Genomic DNA, 15,041 nt, shown 5'->3' with positions numbered 1-15,041 from the left:
CGTGGAGCGCACATTGGCTTGGTATGGACAGTTTCGCCGCCTTGCTATCCGCTATGAGCGCAGGGCCGACATCCACACGGCCTTTCTGACGCTCGCCTCAGCCCTCATCACTTGGCGCTTCGTCCAGAGATGGTTTTGTTAGGTGCTCTAAGTCATTCTGCCTCTACCGCCGGTCAGCCTGGGGTGCTCCGTCCGAACCCTGGGGCTGTGTGCTCATTCCGGTTGCCGGTAAATCCGCCGGGGGAGAGGCCGTGTCCACGCTCACCACGACGGACATGCCGGGCGAGAGACGTTCCGCCAGCGCTTGTCCCGGCGCGATGGCGATCCGGACCGGCACCCGCTGCGCCACTTTGGTGAAGTTGCCGGTCGCGTTGTCGGTCCTGATCACGCTGAACTCGGAACCCGCGGCCGGCGAGAAGCGCTCGATTTGGCCCCTCAGTTCGGCATGCTGGAGCGCATCGACGGTGAACGTCACCGGCTGGCCGACTTTCATGCCCGACAGCTGGGTTTCCTTGAAATTGGCGATGACCCAGATCCGCTCGGGAACGATCGTCAGCAATTGCGTGCCGGCCGCCACGTACTGGCCGAGGCGGGCACCGACTTCGCCGAGCTGTCCCTCCTCCGGTGCGACGATCCGGGTGTTCTGCAGATCGATCTCCGCGAGGCGCACCGCCGCCTCGGCGCCCTGGACCGCCGCTTCGAGCGATTGGCGGTTGACGAGCGTGGAGGCGAGATCCTGGCGGGAGACGGTGAGGGCGGCCTCAGCCTGATGCAGGGAGGCGGTCGCCTGGTCGAGGGAGGCACGAGCCTGATCGGCCTGGCTTTGCGTCGCCACCCCGCGCTCCAGAAGCGGCGCGATCCTGTTCCAGCTCGCTTCCGCCGCGCTCAGGACGGCTTTGGTGCTGTCGACCTGCGCCTGGCTCGATTCGATGCGCGCGCGGTCGGAGCGCTCCTTCTGCTCGGAGTTGGTCAAGGCCGCCTGCTGGCTCGCCAGAGTGGCTTTCGCCTGCTCGAGCTTCTGAGCGAAGATGCGGTCGTCGATCTTCACTAGAAGCTGACCGGCCTTCACATGCTGGAAGTCCTGAACGGCGACCTCGGCCACATAGCCCGCGAGCTGGGGTGCGATGACCGTGATCTGACCGCGCACATAGGCATTGTCGGTGGTCTGAACCGAGCTGGTGAAGGGCGGAAGCCGCCATGCGTAGAGCACGAGGGCGACCCCGGCGATGCCGATGATCGCGGCGAGGATGGTGGTGGTGGAACGGAAGAGCTTGCTCATGAGAGTGCTAACTGACGGCCGGTTGTGGTTCAGGTGAAATGCTTTTGCGGATCGAACGGATCGCGAGGTGGAGGATCATCGCCGCGAGCGCGAAGGCGGCGAGGAGGGCAATGGCCAGGAAGGCGTCGTTATAGGCGAGCACGGTGGCCTCGCGGGTGACCTGCTGGCCGAGGAGCGCCACCCCTTCCGCGTTGAGGAGGGACCTGTCCGTAAGGACACGGCCGTAGGACCCGGCAAGCTGCGCGAGGCGCTGCGTCACGAGCGGATCCGTCCAGGCGAGGTGATCAGCCATGTCTTGGAGATGGAACCGCGTGCGCCAGGTGATGAAGGTGCCGACAAGGGCCGATCCGATCACGCCGCCGAGGCTCTGTGTCGTCAGGAAGATGACGATGAAGTTCAGGATGAAGGTCGGTCCCCGCTTCAAGGCGAGCGCCATCCCGGTCGCCATGGCGGGTGGCAGGAACAGGACGCCGGCCACTGCGATGAGTGCTTGGCTCACATACATCTGCTCGGGCCTGGTCAGGTTCGTCGCGTTGCTGTCCATGAGAGCGCCGACCAGGAGCAGGCCCAAGGCGACCATCTGGGCCGCGTTCTCCCGGCCGGGCCTGACGAAGAGGATATAGGACAAGCCGCCGACGATGGAGGCGCCGATGACTACCAGGGACAGGACCGCCATCTGATCGTTCTGAAGGCCCAGTGCCTGGAAGAACGCAAAGGCGCCGGCGGTCTGCTCCGACATGAGGAGACGAAAGACCAGGAGGGTCCCGGCGAGGTGCAGGATCTCCTTGCTGGTAAGCCAGCGGACATCGAGAAAAGGATTTTCGCGGTTGAGCTCGATCAGGATCGCGCAGGTCAGCGATGCCAGGCCGATTGCGAGCATGACGCCGAGCCAGGGCGCTTCGAACCACCAATAGACCCGCCCCAGGGCGAACACCATGGCGATCAGCCCGAAGCCGACGGCGATGAAGAGATAGCTGACGAAGTCGAGCCAGTGGATGACCTTGGCCCGCGGCGGCGGGGTCAGGGGCAGGAGATACACGGCCGCGAACGCCATCATGGCCAGGGCGATCTCGAAGAGATACAGGCCGTGCCAATCGCCCATCATGAGAAGATCGGGCGAGATCAGACGGGCCAGGGGAGCGCCGAGGGCGATGTTCGTGAGCACGAGGGGCTGGCCGACGCTGAGCTTCTTTGCCGGTGGAAGCGGCTCAAGCATATAGAGGAAAGCCAGCGTCGATATGGGCGATGCCGCGATCCCGCTGAAGAAGCGCACGATCAGCGCCGATTGCAGATCCCGCACGAAGATGTGCAGCAGCATCACGAGCACGAACAGGAGAATGCTCAGCTCTGCGAAATGGCGAAGGCCGTATTGGGCCCTGACCTTAACCAGGATCAGCGAGAGGCTGACATTCGGCGCCATATAGGCAGCGATCAGCCAAGTGACCTCGTTGGTGGTGGCGCCGAGGGGCCCCTGAAGCTGGGGCAGGTTCGCGGCAGCGAGGTTCATCCCCAGTCCCTGTGTGAGGGACAGGAGAAGCGAGGCCAGCATGTAGAGGGCCGCCCTGGGCCACGGCATGGAGGCGGGCGGCGCCTGCGGGTCCATCGGTCTCGAAGGGGTCTCGACCTCGGAGCCGGTGGCATCGGAACGCTCATTCGCGGACGAGCGGGTGTGAGATTCTGCGGTCATGGAAGGAACGTCAATCAGCTTGAGGCTTCGATGTTCCGGCCCATGGCCTCACAGACGCGAATGGCGACCCTCAGATCGTCCTCGCCGATGTCCTTGAGCACGTCGCTGCGGAACTCCTTCACGAGCAAGTCCATACGGGCGGCCTGCTTCTGTCCCGCCGTGGTCAGGGCAATCTGCTTGGCCCGCCGGTCCCCGTCGACCGGGCGGCGCTCGATCAGTCCCTGTTTCTCCAGACTGTCGAGAAGCGGGACCAGGGTCGGACCCTCGATTTCCAGCGCATCCGCCAATGCGGTCTGGGTCATGCCCTCTTTCTTGCCGAGAAGGATCAGGGCGCGGGCCCTCGGCAGGGTCAGTCCTTGAGCTCTGACTCTGGCATCGAACAGGGTCCGCATCTTCCGGCTGATCTTCCAGAGTTCCTCGGAGAAAGCCGCCATGGCAGGGGTCATGAAATGCAACCTATTGGTCGAATTATTAGGGTGCTAATAATATGGGGGCTTGCTACTCCTTTCGCCATTCCGACGCAAGGTATCCTGCCACTCCGACCCGGCAGGGCAGGGTTGCGGAAAATGCCGCCCTCGATCCGATGCTCCCAGGTCGTTTAAACGGTTGTTCTTGCGGGACGAACATCATAGCTTGCCGGCTGGTTTCATCGCTCAAGGTCGAAGTCGAAGCATCTTGCCTCCTCCGTCTCGCCAATCCGCCTCCGTCGGTGCCGTGCGCCGTGCCTTTGCGCCCTGGTCCAATCCCGATGCCAAGCCGCTCATCCGCTTCGACAACGTCACGAAGCGGTTCGGAGACGCGGTGGCGGTGGACCATCTCTCCCTGAACATCTTCGAAGGTGAGTTCTTCTGCCTGCTCGGCCCGTCCGGCTGCGGCAAGACCACGCTCATGCGCATGCTCGCGGGCTTCGAGACGCCGAGCGAGGGCACGATCACCCTGGGCGATCAGAGCCTCGCCGGGGTGCCGCCCTATCGCCGGCCCGTGAACATGATGTTCCAGTCCTATGCGCTCTTCCCGCACATGAGCGTGGAGAAGAACATCGCCTTCGGCCTGAAGCAGGACGGCATGCCGAAGGACCAGATCGCCGAGCGGGTCGGGGAGATGCTGCGCCTCGTGCAGCTCGAAAAGCTCGCCCGGCGCTATCCGAGCCAGCTCTCCGGCGGCCAGCGCCAGCGCGTGGCGCTGGCCCGGGCTCTGGCCAAGAAGCCCAAGGTTCTGCTTCTCGACGAGCCTCTCGGGGCCCTCGACAAGAAGCTGCGCGAAGAGACTCAGTTCGAGCTGATGGACATCCAGCACGAACTCGGCATGACCTTCGTGGTGGTCACGCACGACCAGGAAGAGGCCATGACCATGGCCGACCGGATCGCCGTGATGGATCACGGCCGGATCGCCCAGGTGGCGACGCCGGGCGAGATCTACGAGCAGCCCAAGACCCGCTTCATCGCCGAATTCGTCGGCGACGTGAACATCCTGGAAGGCCACGTGCAGGGACAGGAGAACGGCCTCTGGCGCGTGAAGACCTCTTCGGCTCAAGGACCGCTCACCATCGACGACCCGGACGAGGTGCTGCATTCCGGCCAGGCGGTGGCGATCGCCGTGCGACCCGAGAAGATGGTGATCCAGCGCGATCCGCCGCTTTCCGGCGCGCTCAACGTCCTCACCGGGGAGGTGTGGGACATTGGCTATCTCGGCGACTGGACGGTCTATCGCGTCAAGCTCGCCACCGGCGAGATCCTGCGCGTCACCCGCGCCAACGCGTCCCGCTTCGTCCAGAACCCCATCGACTGGGACGAGCAGGTTTATGTCACCTTCGCGCCGGATGCGGCCGTGATCCTGGCGGAATAAGGCCATGACGGAGCGACCCCTCGCACGACGCCTCGCGGCCGGTCTCGTGCCGGCCCTGCCGTATCTCTGGCTCGGCGTGTTCTTCCTCGTGCCGTTCCTGATCGTGCTCAAGATCAGCCTGTCGGACCCGGCGGTGGCGCAGCCGCCCTACAAGCCGGTCTTCGAGTGGAGCGACATTGCCGGGTTCTTCAGCGGGCTCGACCTGGAGAATTTCGAGCTCCTGACGCAGGACGACCTCTATTTCCGCGCGACGCTCTCGTCGGTGCGCATCGCGGCCATCTCGACGGTGCTTCTCCTGCTCGTGGGCTTTCCCATCGCCTACGGCATGGCGCGCGCGCCGGAGCGCCATCGTTCGCTGCTGGTGGCGCTCGTCATCCTGCCGTTCTGGACGAGCTTCCTGATCCGCATCTATGCCTGGGTCGCCATCCTGAAGCCCGAAGGGCTGCTCACCCAGGCCCTCATGGGGCTGGGCCTGATCACCGAACCGCTCGACATCCTCAACACGGAAACGGCCGTTTATATCGGCATCGTCTATGCCTATCTGCCCTTCATGGTGCTGCCGCTCTACGCGACGCTCGAGAAGATGGACGACACGCTGCTCGAGGCGGCCCTCGATCTCGGCTCGACGCCCTGGCGGTCGTTCTGGACCATCACCGTGCCGCTCGCCATGCCGGGCATCGTCGCGGGTTCGCTCCTGTGCTTCATCCCGGCGGTGGGCGAGTTCGTCATTCCCGACCTGCTCGGCGGGTCGGAAACCCTGATGATCGGCCGGCAGCTCTGGAGCGAGTTCTTTTCCAACCGCGACTGGCCGCTCGCTTCGGCGGTGGCGATCCTGCTCCTCATCATTCTCGTGGTGCCCATCGTGATCTACCGCGATGTCGAGGCAAGGCGGGTGGAGGCAAGGCCATGAACCGGCGCCTGAGCCTCTTCAACGTCACTTCGCTCGTGATCGGCTTCGCCTTCCTGTATCTGCCGATCCTGCTGCTGGTGATCTATTCCTTCAACGCGTCCCGCCTCGTGACCGTGTGGGGTGGCTTCTCGACCCAGTGGTACGGCGCGCTCTTCCGCAACCAGGCCCTCATGGAGGCGGCCTGGGTCACTTTGCGGATCGCGCTTCTCTCGGCGACGCTGGCAACAGTTCTCGGGACCCTCGCGGCGCTCGCGCTGACCCGCTACGGGCGTTTTCCCGGCCGGACTCTCTTCACCGGCATGGTCTATGCCCCGATGGTCATGCCGGAGGTCATCACCGGCCTGTCGCTGCTTTTGTTCTTCGTCGCCATCGACCTCGATCGCGGCTTCTGGACGATCACGCTCGCCCACACCACGCTCACCATGTGCTTCGTCACGGTGGTGGTGCAGTCGCGCCTCATGACCTTCGACCGGTCGCTCGAGGAGGCCGCCATGGATCTCGGCGCGCCGCCGCTGCGCACGTTCTTTTCCGTGACCCTGCCGCTCATCGCGCCGTCCATCGTGGCGGGCTTCCTGCTCGCCTTCACCCTGTCGATGGACGATCTGGTGATCGCGAGCTTCAATGCGGGCCCCGGCGCGACGACCTTGCCCATCAAGATCTACAGCCAGGTGCGGCTCGGGCTTTCGCCGGAGGTGAATGCGGCCTCCACGATCCTGATCGGCATCGTGACGTTCGGCGTGATCGCCGCGACCCTGCTCACCAAGCGTTCAGCCCTGCGCAAAGCTCACTGAGCGACGGCCTGGGGCCGCTGCGCGTCGGCGGGGACGCGCTCCGAAGGGAAGAGGGGCTTGGCCGCGCCCGAGCGCTCGATGAGGGAGCGGACCTGAGGGGATACGGCCACGTTGTCCCAATCGCCCATCACATTGAACACGAGTGCCGGCGATTGGCTCGCGGGTGCGCCCGCAGGTGAAACGTTCGCCGTCAGGCTGATCGTGCGGTCCACTAGAAGCACCCGACCCTGGAGCGCGGCCTGCACGGTGGGGCCTTTCAGATGGGCTTCCACGATTTCGCCGACGCCGTCCTTCACCAGGATCTGCGCCTGCGCCTTGTCGAACGGTGTCCGGCCGCCTTTCCAGTTGAGGGAGGCGAGCAGCGGACGCTTGTCCACCCGGCGAAGGGCATCGTCGAGAGCGATGCCGACGATCTCCCCATCGACGATCTCGATGGAGGAACGGCCTTGAGCCTCGCGGATGACGTCCGCGGGATTCTTGCCCAATCCTTCGAAACTGAACTGCCCGGAAGCCAAGCCGGTGATCCAGCGTGGTTCACCCATGGCGACCAGGAAGGGCGCGATCTTCACCCCGGTGAAAGTCCCCTGGCTCTTCAGCTCGACCTGGCCGTCCTCCCTCACCAGAGACAGGCGGCCTTTCATGCTGCCGTCCTGGAACCCGGCCCGTCCGATCGAAGCCTCGATCCGTCCGGGCTGCACCAGCACGCTGGCCGCCATGTCGTCGAGGCTGAGGCGTCCAAGGCTGGCGCTCGCGGCCGAGAGGCGCAGATCGAGGTCCGTGCCGGTGGTCCGGGTCAGGTCGATATTCTCCTCGCTCCAGGCTCCGGAGGATGTCCGAGCCTGCGAGAAGGGCGCGAACAGGTCCGACAGGTTCAGCGTGTCGGCCGCGAGCGTACCGGTGATCACGGGGCGCTCCGTATCGAAGCGCACGCCCACGGTTCCTTCCAGCTTGTCATCCCCCAGCGTCACCGAAACGGCCGGCCAGGACAGGCGCCGGCGGTCCATCGAGAACTCGCCGGCGAGGGAGACTGCGCGCAACAGCGAGCCGAAGGGCAGCTCCACGCCGCTCCAGCGGGTAAAGTCGCGGACGGACTTGGCCTTGACCGTGCTTTCCCCCGTAATCCGAGGCGATAGGCCGAGCTGTGCCTCGCCTTCGGCCGTTACCCGTGCGGAATGCGTGGAAAGGGTCAGGGCGAAGGGACTGATCCGGTCCGAGACCAGGAGATCGGGGAAGACGGAAGCCTGTTCGAGGGAAACCACCTCGTCCCGCCACCTGGCCGATCCCGAGAGGGTCATGGGCTCGGCCGCATCGGCCCAGTGGAGCACGAGGTTGAACTGGTCGAGATTGGCTTCGTTCAGATCGGTCCAGCGCAAGGTGGATTTGTTGATGATCAGGCGCCGGGCATAGGTCTCACTCGTTCGGTCCTTGAGAACCTCCGCCCATTTGACCGATTGGAGCGCCTGGAGCGACGCCGTGATGCGGGTTTCTGTCAGGTCGAAATCCGAAAGCTCGATCCGCCCGAGAAGAAGGGGCAGGAGGCGAAGCTCTCCTCTCAGGGTTCCGCCCTCCGCCCTCACGGCTTGATCCGGGAACTGCAGCGTCACATCCTCGAACTTGACCCTGGGGATGGGCAGGACGGCGAAAGTGCTGCGGCCCCTGACCGTCAGGTCTAGTCCATATTTCTCCTTCACATGCTGCATCAGTTCGGCCGACAGGCCGCCACCGGGCAATGTCCACGGAGAGGCGGCCGTCCCGAGGACGGCGAGCGAAATCAGCGCAATGAGAAGGACTATGCGGCGAGACATGGAATATGCGTTGTAAACCTTGGACCCTGCCTAGCAAGCGATCATGAGGAGATGTCCTCAGGCAAGGCCGAAATCTTGGATCGTTCCTATATATCCATAGGAAGGGATTGTCTAAATTGAGGCCAAGTTGCAGGGTGCCGCCATTCGTAGCCGGGCGGCCTGCGGCAAAAACGCCGCAAGCTGCTCCCGAGGTTTATTGTTCGGACGCTTCTACAGCATCGGACCCAAAAGTGGACTTGCACTTTTGGGATTCATCCGATGCTTCGTCTATAGATGAGAGCATCGTTCGAAAAACCGGGCCCACTTTTCTGGACGATGCTCTAACGAGCATGAACATGCCCATGGGGAGAGGTTTTAATGGATAAGGTATACAGCGATGCGCGGGCAGCGCTGGCCGGAGCGGTCAAGGATGGCATGACCATCATGGCCGGGGGCTTCGGCCTGTGCGGCATTCCGGAGACGCTGATCGAGGCGATCCGTGATTCGGGAGCGAAGGGCCTGACCTTCATCTCCAACAATGCGGGCGTGGACGGCATCGGGTTGGGCCGCCTGCTCGAAACCCGCCAGATCCGCAAGATGATCTCGTCCTACGTGGGCGAGAACAAGCTCTTCGCCCAGCAGTTCCTCTCGGGCGAGCTGGAACTGGAGTTCAACCCGCAGGGCACGCTCGCCGAGCGCATCCGCGCCGGGGGTGCCGGCATTCCGGCCTTCTACACCAAGACCGGCGTGGGCACTCTCATCGCCGAGGGCAAGGAGGTGCGCGAGTTCAACGGCGAGAAATACGTCATGGAGACCGGGCTGTTCGCCGACATCTCCATCGTGCACGCCTATAAGGGCGACACGGAAGGCAACCTCGTCTACCGCAAGACCGCCCGCAACTTCAATCCGATGATGGCCACGGCCTCGCGCCTGACCATCGCCGAGGTCGAGCATCTGGTGCCGGAAGGCTCGATCGATCCGGACTGCATCCACACCCCGGGCATCTTCGTGAAGCGCATGGTGCATGTGCCCAACCCGGTCAAACACATCGAGCAACGCACGACCCGCAAGCGTGAGGAGACCGTCTGATGGCCTGGACCCGTGAACAGATGGCCGCCCGCGCGGCCAAGGAACTGCGCGACGGCTTCTACGTCAACCTCGGCATCGGCATCCCGACGCTGGTGTCGAACTTCATCCCCAAGGGCATGCGCGTGCAGCTCCAGTCGGAGAACGGCATGCTCGGCATGGGCCCGTTCCCCTTCGAGGGCGAGGAGGATGCGGACCTGATCAACGCCGGCAAGCAGACGATCACCGAGCTGCCGACGACGAGCTATTTCTCGTCGGCCGACTCCTTCGGCATGATCCGCGGCGGCCATATCGACCTGTCGATCCTGGGCGCCATGCAGGTGGCCGAGAACGGGGATCTGGCCAACTGGATGATCCCGGGCAAGATGGTCAAGGGCATGGGCGGGGCCATGGACCTGGTGGCCGGCGTCAAGCGCGTCGTGGTGGTGATGGAGCACGTGGCCAAGGCGAAGGACGGCTCGGAGGATCCGAAGCTGCTCACGGCCTGCAACCTGCCGCTGACCGGCCAGGGCGTGGTGGATCTCGTGATCACCGATCTCGGCGTGTTTGCCATCGACAAGAAGGGCGGCACCGGCATGACCCTGATCGAGCTGGCTGAGGGCGTGAGTGTGGATGAGATCAAGGCCAAGACCCAGGCCGGGTTCAAAGTCGACCTGAACGGCAAACAGTCCAACGCCGCCTGAGCGGCGCGGTCAGCGGACGTTTCACACGGGTCCCGGGGCATCCTCGGGGCCCGTTTTCTTTTCGGGGAACCCGAGCCAAGGCGGGCCCGTTTGCCCGGCATCGTCGGTTTTTGCCCTATGAACATGACACCCCTCGGTTCCGCCACGCTTCACCTGTGCATCGACATGCAGCGCCTCTTTTCATCGGACGGGCCCTGGCCAACTCCGTGGATGGAGCGCGTCCTGCCGACGGTCACGCGGATCGCCGAGCGCGCCCCGGACCGAACGGTCTTCACCCGCTTCATTCCTCCGTTCAGGTCCGAGGACATGCCCGGGACATGGCGCGGCTATTACGAGCAATGGCGCGATGTCACCCGCGAGCGCCTCGATCCGAGACTGCTGGATCTGATGCCCTCGCTGGAGCGGCTCACGCCGCCTGCCGTCGTGTTGGACAAACCGGTCTATTCGGCCTTTGCCGGTCACAAGCTGCGCGATCTCGTGAGCGAGCGTGGCATCGATACCCTGCTGATCACGGGCTCGGAGACGGACATGTGCGTTCTCGCCACCGTGCTCGGTGCCGTCGATCTTGGATTGCGGATCGTGATCGTCACGGACGGCGTGTGCAGCTCGTCGGACGAGGGGCACGATTCCCTCCTGACGCTCTACACGAAGCGCTACAGCTATCAGGTCGAGACGGTCACCAGCGAAGTCGTGCTCGATCAGTGGCCGTCCTGACCGGAGAGCCCTGTCGCCTGTATTCGAGCTGCATGGCGACGAGATCGGCCGTGGGGTCGCCGTAGCGCGCTGCGATCTCCTGGAGCGCCTGATCCAGGGCCTGGGCCGGCCGCTGGCTCCCAATCGCCGGCAGGAGATGCTCCGCCGACCAGCTGATGGCCACCTTGTCGGGAATGATGCGGATCCGGCTGCGGGTCTCGAGCGCGTCGTCCGAGCGGGCGAACGTCACGGCGCGTGACCGGTAGGTCCTCGACCAGGCATCCGCCACCAGGGCCAGCGACACCTCGTCGGCGCCAGGGCGAAGATCGATGCCGAGCTGCTCGCGATTCCAGAACGCGAGCATATTGCCGATGATCGTCAGGACGAAGGGCTGCGAGAACGAGAACGCATCGCTGCGGTGGCTTGCATCCCAATGAGAAAGGCCGAGATCGCGGGCGACGGCCTCGGCCTTGCTCCGGCCCGCAATCGCCTCGATCAAGGTGAGTGCCATCGGCATGGAAGCACTGATCCCGGTCGTCGTCGCAACGCCCCGGTCGACGACCATCCGCCGGTCCGCGACATAGCGGGTGGCGGGATGTTTCCTGCGCAGTTCATCGAGATAGTACCAATGCGTTGTGGCCTGCTTGCCGTCGAGCAGGCCGGCTTCACCGACGATCTTGGCACCGGCACAGACGCCGACGATCATCGCTCCCTTGTCGGCCTGCGTCCTGAGCCATTGCAGGACGGCCGGGTCGTCGTCGCGGCTCATGGCGGGAACGATCACGTAATCGGCGCCGTCCGGGTGGCGGGCATCGAAGTCCGCCACGGTCATGTCCGGCACGACCTTGAATGCCGGATACAGGGTCACCGGTCCGGGCTCCGTCGCCAGTGCCACCACATCGGCCACATCGGCACGCCGGAGGATGCCGTAGGGCATGAGGTAATCGGTGGTTTCGGTCGCGTCGTTGAGGCCGAGGATTGCGACGAGCGGGCGCTGGCGCTTCGGCGGCTTCAAGGCCGCGAGCATCGCATCGGCCTCTTTCTGCGCAATGGCAGGGGCAGCGCCCACATCCGGCGCTGGCGGCAGGGAGAGGATCCAGGTTGCGCCGATGGTTGCAAGAAGCGCGGCAACGCCCAAACTGGTCCACCAGAATAGCCGCTTCTTCATGCTACTCATACTCCGAGCCTGCCGCACGACATCGTAGGTCGCGTCCCCGAGGCGGTCCACCTTATCGAAAGGCGATAGCCCCTTAGAGCATCGTGCAAAAAAGTGGACCCGGTTTTTTGCTCAGGACGATGCTCTCATCCAAAACAAAGCATCGGCCCCAAAAGTGCAAATTCACTTTCGGGGCCGATGCTTTAGAGGCAGGTCCCGGTCTCAGACCGGCGAATCCGTCGTCGAACTATCTGTGCTCTCCGTCACTCTCGGTCGCACCTCGGCGCTGCGCACGAGCTGGATCACCGGGAGAAGGCCGACGAGGACGATGACGAGGGCCGCCAGCGACCCGTCCTCGAAGCGGCCCCGCGAGGCATAGGTGTAGACGAGCGTCGAGAGCGTTTCCGTGTTGAGAGGCCGCAGCAGCAGGGTTGCCGGCAGCTCCTTGATGCAATCGACGAAGATCAGCAGGGCGGCGCTGGCGAGAGCCGGGCGCATCAGCGGGATCTGGATTGCCCAGACCATCTCCCGCGGCGAAGCGCCCAGGGTCCGCGCGGCGTCCTCGAGGCTTGGCGACACCCGGTCCAGTCCGGCCGAGAGAGAGCCGGTGGCGATGGACAGGAAGCGGATCACATAGGCGATGACGATGCCGCCGGCGGCGCCCATCAGGAGGAGGCCGATGCGCTCGCCGGTGAGGCTGCGCCAGAGGGTGCCGATCAGGTTGTCGATCCCGACGAGCGGCGTCATCAGCCCGAGCGCCAGAACCGTACCGGGCAGGGCATATCCGAGACCCGCCACGAAGAGTGCGCCCTTGGTCAGGTAATTCTTCGACAGGCGGGCGGCCGAGACGAGCACCACCGCGAGGACCAGCACCGTGCAGGTCGCCACGACCGAGAGGCCGATGGTCGTCATGAAATGCGCGAAGAACTCCGCGTCGAACTGAGCGAAGAGGCTGCCGCGCAACGTTTCACGCAGGAGGAAGGCCGTCGGGATGATGAAGCCCAGGACGACCGGAGCGGCACAGAGAATTGTCGCGACCCAGCCTCGGATGCCGAAAAGCGGGACGGGATGCACCGTGCGATGCCGCTTGGGCGAAGCGGCATAGCGCCGGTCGCGGCGGCCATAGCGCTCGATCAGGATCAGGCCGATCACGAAGGCCAGCATGACGCAGGCGATCTGCGCCGCGCCCGGCAGGCTGCCGCGGTTGAGCCAGGTGTTGTAGACGGCAACGGTGAGCGTGCGAACGCCGAGATACTCGCTCGCGCCGATGTCGTTCAGGGCTTCCAGGAGGGCGAGGGAAACGCCGACGGCGAGGGCCGGGCGGGCCAGGGGAAGGGCGATGATGCGGAACAGCTTGATGCGGCTGGCGCCCAGCGTGCGCGCCACCTCCAGCATGCTGGCGCTCTGCGTCAGGAACATCGCCCGCGCGGCGATGTAGATGTAAGGATAGAGCACCGCGGACATCACCAGGATGCAGCCGGGAAGCGAGCGGATTTCAGGAAACCAGTAATCGCCGCGCGACGTCCAGCCCATGAGGCCGCGAAGGGCCATCTGGACGAGGCCGGCGGAGTCGAAGATTTCGACGTAAATATAGGCGGTGATGTAGGTCGGCACTGCCAGCGGCAGAGGCAGCAGCCACACCAGGATGCCGCGTCCCGGAAAGCGGTGAGCCGTGACGAGCCAGGCCGCCGTGATGCCCATCGAGCCCGCCACGATGCCGATCCCGGCCAGCAGCGCCAAGGTGTCGATGGTGCTCGCCGGCAGAACGTTCGCGATCAGATGCGGCCAGATCTCCATATCGCCTTCGGCGGCGATTTCGATCAGCGCCGCAAGCGGCAGAAGAACGACGAGACCGATGGCTGCCACGGCGGCCGAGAGCCACCAGGGGAGGCGCGTTGCCTTTCGCCGGGACGACAGTCGGGATGCGGTCTGGGTTTCAGCGATCACGGTCGGATGGAAATGGCGCCGCCGTCACCGGCAGCGCCTCTTGGGAGCAGGAGAGGGCGGCTCAAAAGCTACCCCGTGTCTTATTGGTCGAAGCCGACCTTGTCGACCAGTTCGCTGGCCTTCTTGCGCAGCTTCGCGATCTCGGAGATCGGGATGTTGTCGGCCTTCAACTCGCCGAAGGACGCGATGGTCGGATGGACCTTGATGCCGGCCTTGATCGGATATTCGGAATTGGCCTCCGCATGGATTTCCTGGGATGCATCGGAAACCATGTATTCCATGAACTTCACCGCGTTCGCCTTGTTCGGCGCGTTCTTGGTCAGGGCAAGCCCCGAGACGTTCACGTGGGTTCCGCCACCCTCGAAGGTCGGGAGGATCACGTTGATCGCCTCGCCCCACTTCTTCTGCTCGGGATCGCTGCCGTTGAGCATGAGCGAGACGTAGTAGGTATTGCCGACGGCGATGTCGCAGACCCCGGCGAGGATGTCCTTGGCCTGCTCGCGGTCGCCGCCCGAGGGCTTCCTGGCGAGGTTCGCCTTCACGCCCTTCAGCCACTCTTCGGCCTTCGCCTCGCCCTTGTGGGCGATCATGGCGGCGATCAGGCTGATGTTGTAGAGATGCTGGCCCGAGCGGATGCAGACCTTGCCCTTCCACTTGGGGTCGGCAAGCTCCTCGTAGGTGAACTTGTCCTGCTTCACGCGCTCCTTGGAGGCGTAGACGACGCGGCCGCGCAAGGCGATGCCGAACCAGTGCCCTTCTGGATCGCGGTAAGCCGCGGGAATGACCTTTTCGAGTGCTTCGGACTTCACGGCTTGAGTCACGCCGTAATCCTTCGCGGCCGCGAGGCGGCCGATATCGACGGTGATGATCAAGTCGGCGGGGCTGTTCTGGCCCTCGGCGCGGATGCGTTCCTCGAGGCCGTTGGCGATGAAGATCGTGTTGACGCGAATGCCGGTCTCCTTGGTGAACTCGTCAAGGACGGGCTTGATGAGGCCGGGCTCGCGCGTGGTGTAGATGTTCAGCACTTCCTCAGCCGAGGCCGAGAGGCTCGATCCTGCCAGCACACCGAGAGCGGCAGTGCCGAAGAGCAGCCCGCGCGCAAACGAAACGTTCACCTTCATGAATTCCTCCAGCAATCATGCCAGGGCAGGCGTCTCAGCCGGCCGTGTTGACGTTGCTA

At 64.4% G+C, this 15,041-nt stretch carries 13 protein-coding genes and 1 pseudogene; 7 read left to right on the top strand and 7 right to left on the bottom strand.

The genetic code is table 11. The annotated features are described in order from the left end of the window. Positions 1-142, top strand: a pseudogene (locus tag AB4097_RS09740) (IS5/IS1182 family transposase); the annotation flags it as partial. Between the two features lie 21 nt (positions 143-163). Here the strand turns inward: AB4097_RS09740 and AB4097_RS09735 are convergent. The 3 genes from AB4097_RS09735 to AB4097_RS09725 form a co-directional block, all read right to left on the bottom strand. Next, complete coding sequence (locus tag AB4097_RS09735; protein ID WP_442038888.1) at positions 164-1,279, bottom strand: HlyD family secretion protein; 1,116 nt, start codon at positions 1,277-1,279, stop codon at positions 164-166. 7 nt (positions 1,280-1,286) lie between these two features. After that, a complete protein-coding gene (locus AB4097_RS09730; RefSeq protein WP_442038900.1) occupies positions 1,287-2,882 on the bottom strand; it encodes an MFS transporter in 1,596 nt (531 codons plus the stop codon). A 98-nt stretch (positions 2,883-2,980) separates the two neighbouring features. Further along, positions 2,981-3,400: a MarR family winged helix-turn-helix transcriptional regulator gene (locus tag AB4097_RS09725; RefSeq protein ID WP_442038886.1), complete on the bottom strand. Its 420-nt coding sequence runs from the start codon at positions 3,398-3,400 to the stop codon at positions 2,981-2,983. 241 nt (positions 3,401-3,641) lie between these two features. On the opposite strand from AB4097_RS09725, the gene AB4097_RS09720 reads away from it, so the two are divergent. The 3 genes from AB4097_RS09720 to AB4097_RS09710 are packed head-to-tail and all read left to right on the top strand — an operon-like array spanning position 3,642 to position 6,512. Beyond that, complete coding sequence (locus tag AB4097_RS09720) at positions 3,642-4,811, top strand: ABC transporter ATP-binding protein (RefSeq protein ID WP_442038884.1); 1,170 nt, start codon at positions 3,642-3,644, stop codon at positions 4,809-4,811. 4 nt (positions 4,812-4,815) lie between these two features. Further along, on the top strand, positions 4,816-5,721 hold the full coding sequence (locus tag AB4097_RS09715; RefSeq protein ID WP_442038882.1) for an ABC transporter permease: 906 nt from the start codon (positions 4,816-4,818) through the stop codon (positions 5,719-5,721). After that, a complete protein-coding gene (locus AB4097_RS09710) occupies positions 5,718-6,512 on the top strand; it encodes an ABC transporter permease (protein ID WP_442038880.1) in 795 nt (264 codons plus the stop codon). The genes AB4097_RS09715 and AB4097_RS09710 overlap by 4 nt, the downstream gene beginning before the upstream one ends. On the opposite strand, the gene AB4097_RS09705 is transcribed toward AB4097_RS09710, so the two are convergent. After that, a complete protein-coding gene (locus tag AB4097_RS09705; protein WP_442038878.1) occupies positions 6,506-8,317 on the bottom strand; it encodes an AsmA family protein in 1,812 nt (603 codons plus the stop codon). The genes AB4097_RS09710 and AB4097_RS09705 overlap by 7 nt on opposite strands. Positions 8,318-8,674: 357 nt before the next feature. Here AB4097_RS09705 and AB4097_RS09700 point away from each other — a divergent pair, with 357 nt between their 5' ends. The 3 genes from AB4097_RS09700 to AB4097_RS09690 all read left to right on the top strand — a co-directional run bounded on the left by AB4097_RS09700 (position 8,675) and on the right by AB4097_RS09690 (position 10,779). After that, positions 8,675-9,385: a CoA transferase subunit A gene (locus tag AB4097_RS09700; RefSeq protein WP_442038876.1), complete on the top strand. Its 711-nt coding sequence runs from the start codon at positions 8,675-8,677 to the stop codon at positions 9,383-9,385. Continuing rightward, positions 9,385-10,065 (top strand): 3-oxoacid CoA-transferase subunit B, encoded by a 681-nt coding sequence (locus AB4097_RS09695; protein WP_442038874.1) that lies wholly within the window; start codon positions 9,385-9,387, stop codon positions 10,063-10,065. The genes AB4097_RS09700 and AB4097_RS09695 overlap by 1 nt, the downstream gene beginning before the upstream one ends. A gap of 123 nt (positions 10,066-10,188) precedes the next feature. Then, positions 10,189-10,779, top strand: coding sequence for a cysteine hydrolase family protein (locus AB4097_RS09690; protein WP_442038898.1), 591 nt, complete (start codon positions 10,189-10,191; stop codon positions 10,777-10,779). On the opposite strand, the gene AB4097_RS09685 is transcribed toward AB4097_RS09690, so the two are convergent. The 3 genes from AB4097_RS09685 to AB4097_RS09675 all read right to left on the bottom strand — a co-directional run bounded on the left by AB4097_RS09685 (position 10,742) and on the right by AB4097_RS09675 (position 14,982). After that, positions 10,742-11,926 (bottom strand): DJ-1/PfpI family protein, encoded by a 1,185-nt coding sequence (locus tag AB4097_RS09685; RefSeq protein WP_442038872.1) that lies wholly within the window; start codon positions 11,924-11,926, stop codon positions 10,742-10,744. The genes AB4097_RS09690 and AB4097_RS09685 overlap by 38 nt on opposite strands. A gap of 210 nt (positions 11,927-12,136) precedes the next feature. Further along, complete coding sequence (locus tag AB4097_RS09680; RefSeq protein ID WP_442038870.1) at positions 12,137-13,861, bottom strand: ABC transporter permease; 1,725 nt, start codon at positions 13,859-13,861, stop codon at positions 12,137-12,139. 80 nt (positions 13,862-13,941) lie between these two features. Further along, a complete protein-coding gene (locus AB4097_RS09675) occupies positions 13,942-14,982 on the bottom strand; it encodes a Fe(3+) ABC transporter substrate-binding protein (RefSeq protein ID WP_442038868.1) in 1,041 nt (346 codons plus the stop codon). Between the last annotated feature and the right edge of the window lie 59 nt (positions 14,983-15,041).

This window comes from Microvirga sp. 2MCAF35, assembly GCF_052115545.1.
GTDB lineage: Bacteria > Pseudomonadota > Alphaproteobacteria > Rhizobiales > Beijerinckiaceae > Microvirga.
Note: the sequence above shows the minus strand (reverse complement) of the source record. Positions and strands in the feature narration are given on the sequence as shown.

Bases quoted from the DNA above. Each gene is read 5' to 3' on its own strand.
- AB4097_RS09735 (WP_442038888.1), bottom strand. From the start codon at position 1,279: ATGAGCAAGCTCTTCCGTTCCACCACCACCATCCTCGCCGCGATCATC.
- AB4097_RS09730 (WP_442038900.1), bottom strand. From the start codon at position 2,882: ATGGACCCGCAGGCGCCGCCCGCCTCCATGCCGTGGCCCAGGGCGGCC.
- AB4097_RS09725 (WP_442038886.1), bottom strand. From the start codon at position 3,400: ATGGCGGCTTTCTCCGAGGAACTCTGGAAGATCAGCCGGAAGATGCGG.
- AB4097_RS09715 (WP_442038882.1), top strand. From the start codon at position 4,816: ATGACGGAGCGACCCCTCGCACGACGCCTCGCGGCCGGTCTCGTGCCG.
- AB4097_RS09710 (WP_442038880.1), top strand. From the start codon at position 5,718: ATGAACCGGCGCCTGAGCCTCTTCAACGTCACTTCGCTCGTGATCGGC.
- AB4097_RS09705 (WP_442038878.1), bottom strand. From the start codon at position 8,317: ATGTCTCGCCGCATAGTCCTTCTCATTGCGCTGATTTCGCTCGCCGTC.
- AB4097_RS09700 (WP_442038876.1), top strand. From the start codon at position 8,675: ATGGATAAGGTATACAGCGATGCGCGGGCAGCGCTGGCCGGAGCGGTC.
- AB4097_RS09695 (WP_442038874.1), top strand. From the start codon at position 9,385: ATGGCCTGGACCCGTGAACAGATGGCCGCCCGCGCGGCCAAGGAACTG.
- AB4097_RS09690 (WP_442038898.1), top strand. From the start codon at position 10,189: ATGACACCCCTCGGTTCCGCCACGCTTCACCTGTGCATCGACATGCAG.
- AB4097_RS09685 (WP_442038872.1), bottom strand. From the start codon at position 11,926: ATGAAGAAGCGGCTATTCTGGTGGACCAGTTTGGGCGTTGCCGCGCTT.
- AB4097_RS09675 (WP_442038868.1), bottom strand. From the start codon at position 14,982: ATGAAGGTGAACGTTTCGTTTGCGCGCGGGCTGCTCTTCGGCACTGCC.